Source organism: Cellulomonas algicola, from assembly GCF_003851725.1.
Classification (GTDB): Bacteria; Actinomycetota; Actinomycetes; order Actinomycetales; family Cellulomonadaceae; genus Cellulomonas; species Cellulomonas algicola.
In genome coordinates this window covers 1-4,943 of sequence record NZ_BHYL01000219.1, presented here as the reverse complement: position 1 = coordinate 4,943, position 4,943 = coordinate 1, and the positions used below count along the sequence as shown (strand labels likewise).

Below are 4,943 nucleotides of genomic sequence, written 5' to 3'. Positions count from 1 at the left end.
GCCCCGACGCGCGCAGCCGTCGCCGGCGCGAGCGGGGCGGTCGACCCGGCGGGGACGACGTCGGCCGCCGTCTCGGGCACGTGCGCCTCGGGCGCGGGGGCCACGTCGGGGGCCGCGTCGGCCGGGGTGGCCGACGGCGACCGGTCGCCGGTCGCGGCGGTGTCGGGGACGGCGATCGTCAGGAGCGGGCCGCCGACGGCGACCGTGGTGCCGGGTTCGACGAGCAGCGCCTCGACGACACCCGCCCACGGTGAGGGCAGCTGCACGAGCGCCTTCGCGGTCTCGACCTCGGCGACGACCTGGTTGAGCGTGACGGTGTCGCCGACGGCGACGAGCCACTCGACGAGGTCGGACTCCGTCAGGCCCTCGCCGAGGTCGGGCAGGGTGACGGTGCGGAGGGTCCGGTCGGCGCTCATGACGCGCTCCGGACAGCCGCGGCACCGCGGGCGCGCTCGGCGTCGCCGACCACCGCACCCTCCGGCGGCTCCTCGACCGCCCGCACCGACGGGACGAACCCGCTGAGCGAGTGCGGCCGTCCGAGCACGCGGTCGACCGCGTCGAGGATCCGGTCGAGGTCGGGCAGGAAGTGCTCCTCGACCTTGGCGGGCGGGTAGGGGACGTCGAACCCGGTGACGCGCGCGACGGGGGCGGTGAGCACGTCCCAGCAGCGCTCGGTCACGGATGCGGCGATCTCCGCGCCGAGCCCGCCGCTGCGCTGCGCCTCGTGCGCGACGACGAGCCGCCGGGTGCGTCGCACGGACGCCTCCAGGGTGTCGAGGTCGAGCGGCGAGAGCGACCGCAGGTCGACGACCTCGACGGAGACGCCCTCGTCGCGGGCCGCGAGCGCCGCGTCACGCGCCGTCAGCACGAGCGGGCCGTAGGCGGCGACGGTGACGTCGTCGCCGGGCAGGACGACGCGTGCACGGTCGAGCGGCAGCGCGTCGTCGAGCGACTCGTCGACGTCGCCCTTGACCCAGTACCGCCGCTTGGGTTCGAGCAGCACGACCGGGTCGTCGCACGCGACCGCCTGGCGCACCATCGCGTACGCGTCCTGCGGTCCGCCGGGGGAGACGACGCGCAGGCCCGGTGTGTGCGCGAAGTACGCCTCGGGCGACTCGGAGTGGTGCTCGACCGCACCGATGCCGCCGCCGAACGGGATGCGCACGGTGATCGGCATGCGCACGGCGCCGCCGGTCCGGTAGTGCAGGCGCGCGACCTGCGTGACGATCTGGTCGAACGCGGGGTACATGAACCCGTCGAACTGGATCTCGACGACGGGCCGGTAGCCGCGGTACGCGAGCCCGACGGCCACGCCCAGGATCCCGGACTCGGCGAGCGGGGTGTCGCGCACGCGGTCGGCGCCGAAGTCGCGCTGCAGCCCGTCGGTCACGCGGAAGACGCCGCCGAGGCGCCCGACGTCCTCGCCCAGCACGACGACGCGGTCGTCGTCGGCGAGCGCCCGGCGCAGCCCGGCGTTCAGCGCCCCGGCCAGCGTCATGGTGCTCATCGGACCGCCTCGTCGTCGAACATCGCGAGATAGGCGGCGTGCTCCTCGCGCTGGCGCCGCAGCGTCGCCGTGGGCTCGACCAGGACGTGGTCGAACAGGCTGAGCGGCGGTGGTGCCTCGAGGCCCAGGCAGCCCTCGCGCATGCGGTGCGCGAACTCCTCGGCCTTCTCCTTGACGTCGTGCGTGCGCTCCTCGGACAGCGCGCCGCGCTGGTGCAGGAGGCGCTCGACGCGCAGGATCGGGTCGCGCTCGGCCCACTGCGCGTGCACGGCGGTGTCGACGTAGCGCGTCGGGTCGTCCGACGTGGTGTGCGGGCCCTGACGGTAGGTGACCGCCTCGACGAACGTCGGGCCGTCGCCGCGCCGGGCGCGGTCGAGCGCGGCGCGCGTGACGGCGAGGACCGCGAGCACGTCGTTGCCGTCGACGCGCACGCTCGGGATCCCGTACCCGGGGGCGCGGTCGGCGAGCGGGCGGGTGGCCACCAGACCGACCGGCTCGGAGATCGCGAACTGGTTGTTCTGGCAGAAGAACACCACCGGGGCGGCGCCGCTCGCGGCGAACACCATCGCCTCGTGCACGTCGCCCTTGCTGGTCGCGCCGTCGCCGAAGTACGTGACCGCCGCCGCGTCCGAGCCGTCCATCCGGCAGCCGAGCGCGTAGCCCGTCGCGTGCACGGCCTGCGACGCGACGACGATCTGCGGCGTCGCCATGTGCAGCGCCCAGGGGTCCCAGCCGGACAGCGCGGTGCCGCGCCAGACGCGCACCAGGTCGGTCGGGTCGGCGCCGCGGCAGTACGCGACGCCGTTCTCGCGGTAGGAGCTGAAGACGAAGTCGTCGGGGCGCATCGCGCGGGCCGAGCCGACCTGCGCGGCCTCCTGGCCGATGAGCGGCGGCCACAGCCCGAGCTGGCCCTGCCGCTGGAGGGCGGTAGCCTCCACGTCGAACCGCCGCACGACGACCATGTCCTCGTACAGCGCGACGAGCGCGTCGTCGTCGACGTCGGTGACCCAGGGGTCGTGGACCGGGTCCTCGACCCGGTCGCCTGCGGTCGTCACGAGGCGGACGAGACCGTCGTCGTCGGCGCTGCCGTCGCCTGCTCGTGGTCGTGCGGGGCCGCTCGAGGACCCCGTCGTCCGCTGCTCCGCACCCTCCCGGGCATGCCCGGCTGACACATCTGAACGCAACATGTTCCGCTCCGTCGTCGGCGGAGCCGTGCTCTTGTGAAGCGGTGGCCCCATTGCCTGATGTCCCGCCAGGCTAGATCCGCAAGGGACCTTTCGCCTATCACCCGCGGTCGGTCCGCGTGCCGCCGGTCAGCCGGAGGGGTGGTCGTCCGGGTGGCCGAGGGCGGCGAGCGCCATGCCCTCCAGGAGGGTCCGGGTGCGGGTCGACGACAGGCCGCGCGCGCTGTGCGGCGTCGAGTTGAGCAGGCCGAACGTCGCCTGCGCGCGCAGGCGGAGCTCGGGCCGGTCCGCGGTCGGCGCGAGGCGCGCGAGCACGTCGACCCATGCCTCGACGTACCGCCGCTGGACCACCCGGACGGCCTCCTGGTCCGGCGCGGCGAGCGCGGCGAGATCGCGGTCCTGGACGCGGATGACGTCCGGCTCGGTGAGCGCGAAGTCGGCGTGGAAGCGGACCAGCGCGCGCAGCGCGTCGGCAGGGTCGGGGGTGCCGTCGACGACGTCGCGGCCGCCGTCGAGCAGACGCTCGCTCGTGCCGGCGAGCAGCGCGAGGAGCACGGCCTGCTTGCTCGGGAAGTGCCGGTAGACGGCCGGCCCGCGGACCCCGACGGCCGCACCGAGGTCGTCGAGGGAGACGCCGTCGAACCCGTGCCGGGCGAACAGCCGCGCCGCGGCGGCCAGGATCGCCTCGCGCCGCTCGGCCTTCGCGCGTCCTCGCGCGGTGGTCGGGGCGTCGTCGACCTCGGCGGTGGGAGTGGGGGGCTCCGGCACCAGGTGGCCCTCCTGTCGTGGACAAGTCGCTGGTCGAACAGTAGCGTCATTTCAGTTAGCGATCGTTAACTCAAGGAGCGTCGATGGAGACCCTCCGGACGGCGGCCGACCCGAGCGCCCCCGACCACGCGGCCAACGCCGCCGCGCAGCGTGCGCTCGTCGCCGACCTGCGCGACCGGCTCGCCGCCGCGGCGCTCGGCGGACCATCGGCCGCGCGGGAGCGGCACGTCGCACGCGGCAAGCTGCTGACCAGGGAGCGCATCGACGTCCTGCTCGACGAGGGCAGCCCGTTCCTCGAGGTCGCGCCGCTCGCGGCGCACGGCGTCTACGACGACGACGCGCCTGCCGCGGGGGTCGTCGCGGGGATCGGGCTCGTCGCCGGGCGGCACGTCATGGTCGTCGCCAACGACGCGACCGTGAAGGGCGGCACGTACTACCCGCTCACCGTCAAGAAGCACCTGCGGGCGCAGGAGATCGCGCGCGAGAACCGGCTGCCGTGCGTCTACCTCGTCGACTCGGGCGGCGCGTTCCTGCCGATGCAGGACGAGGTGTTCCCCGACCGCGACCACTTCGGCCGGATCTTCTTCCACCAGGCGCGCATGTCCGCCGAGGGGATCCCGCAGGTCGCGTGCGTGATGGGCTCGTGCACCGCGGGCGGCGCGTACGTGCCGGCGATGTCCGACGAGACCGTCATCGTGCGCGGGCAGGGGACGATCTTCCTCGGCGGGCCGCCGCTGGTCCGGGCCGCGACGGGCGAGGTGGTGACCGCCGAAGAGCTCGGCGGCGGCGAGCTGCACGCCCGCACGTCGGGCGTGACCGATCACCTCGCCGAGGACGACGCGCACGCGCTCACCATCGTGCGCGACATCGTCGCGACCCTGCCGCGACCGACGACGACCGCGTGGGACGTGATCGAGGCGCACCCGCCGGCGGTCGCGCCCGACGACCTGTACGGCGTCGTCCCGACCGACCTGCAGACTCCCTACGACGTGCGCGAGGTGATCGCCCGGCTCGTCGACGGCTCCGAGCTGCACGAGTTCAAGCGCGAGTACGGCCAGACGCTCGTGACCGGGTTCGCGCGGCTGCACGGGCACCCCGTCGGGATCGTCGCGAACAACGGCGTGCTGTTCAGCGAGTCCGCGCTCAAGGGCGCGCACTTCGTCGAGCTGTGCGACCAGCGCGGCGTCCCGCTCGTGTTCCTGCAGAACATCTCCGGGTTCATGGTCGGGCGCGACTACGAGGCCGGGGGGATCGCCAAGCACGGCGCGAAGATGGTGACCGCCGTCGCCACGACGCGCGTCCCCAAGCTGACCGTCGTGATCGGCGGCTCGTTCGGAGCCGGGAACTACTCGATGTGCGGGCGCGCGTACTCGCCGCGTTTCCTGTGGATGTGGCCCGGCGCGCGCATCTCCGTCATGGGCGGCGCGCAGGCCGCGTCGGTGCTCGCGACCGTCCGGCGCGACCAGGTCGAGGCCCGGGGGGGG

At 74.5% G+C, this 4,943-nt stretch carries 5 protein-coding genes; 1 reads left to right on the top strand and 4 read right to left on the bottom strand.

Annotated features, from left to right (window positions below):
• From CTKZ_RS13880 to CTKZ_RS13865, 4 genes are all read right to left on the bottom strand, one after another.
• Positions 1 to 416, bottom strand: a 416-nt coding sequence (locus CTKZ_RS13880) for a biotin/lipoyl-containing protein (RefSeq protein WP_307720307.1), incomplete at its 3' end; no start/stop codon positions are given.
• Positions 413 to 1,507: an alpha-ketoacid dehydrogenase subunit beta gene (locus CTKZ_RS13875; RefSeq protein WP_124343503.1), complete on the bottom strand. Its 1,095-nt coding sequence runs from the start codon at positions 1,505 to 1,507 to the stop codon at positions 413 to 415. The genes CTKZ_RS13880 and CTKZ_RS13875, both read right to left, overlap by 4 nt.
• Positions 1,504 to 2,694 carry a pyruvate dehydrogenase (acetyl-transferring) E1 component subunit alpha gene (gene pdhA, locus CTKZ_RS13870; protein WP_124343502.1) on the bottom strand — a complete coding sequence of 397 codons (1,191 nt, stop codon included), beginning with the start codon at positions 2,692 to 2,694 and terminating at the stop codon, positions 1,504 to 1,506. Before pdhA ends, CTKZ_RS13875 begins: the two co-directional genes overlap by 4 nt.
• Positions 2,695 to 2,820: 126 nt before the next feature.
• Positions 2,821 to 3,459 carry an SACE_7040 family transcriptional regulator gene (locus tag CTKZ_RS13865; RefSeq protein WP_124343501.1) on the bottom strand — a complete coding sequence of 213 codons (639 nt, stop codon included), beginning with the start codon at positions 3,457 to 3,459 and terminating at the stop codon, positions 2,821 to 2,823.
• An 83-nt stretch (positions 3,460 to 3,542) separates the two neighbouring features.
• Here CTKZ_RS13865 and CTKZ_RS13860 point away from each other — a divergent pair.
• The coding region (locus tag CTKZ_RS13860; protein WP_124343500.1) for a carboxyl transferase domain-containing protein at positions 3,543 to 4,943 on the top strand (1,401 nt) is incomplete at its 3' end.

What these genes read in the sequence shown, in the direction of transcription:
- CTKZ_RS13875 (WP_124343503.1), bottom strand. Translation starts at nt 1,507, where the DNA reads ATGAGCACCATGACGCTGGCCGGGGCGCTGAACGCCGGGCTGCGCCGG.
- pdhA (WP_124343502.1), bottom strand. Translation starts at nt 2,694, where the DNA reads ATGTTGCGTTCAGATGTGTCAGCCGGGCATGCCCGGGAGGGTGCGGAG.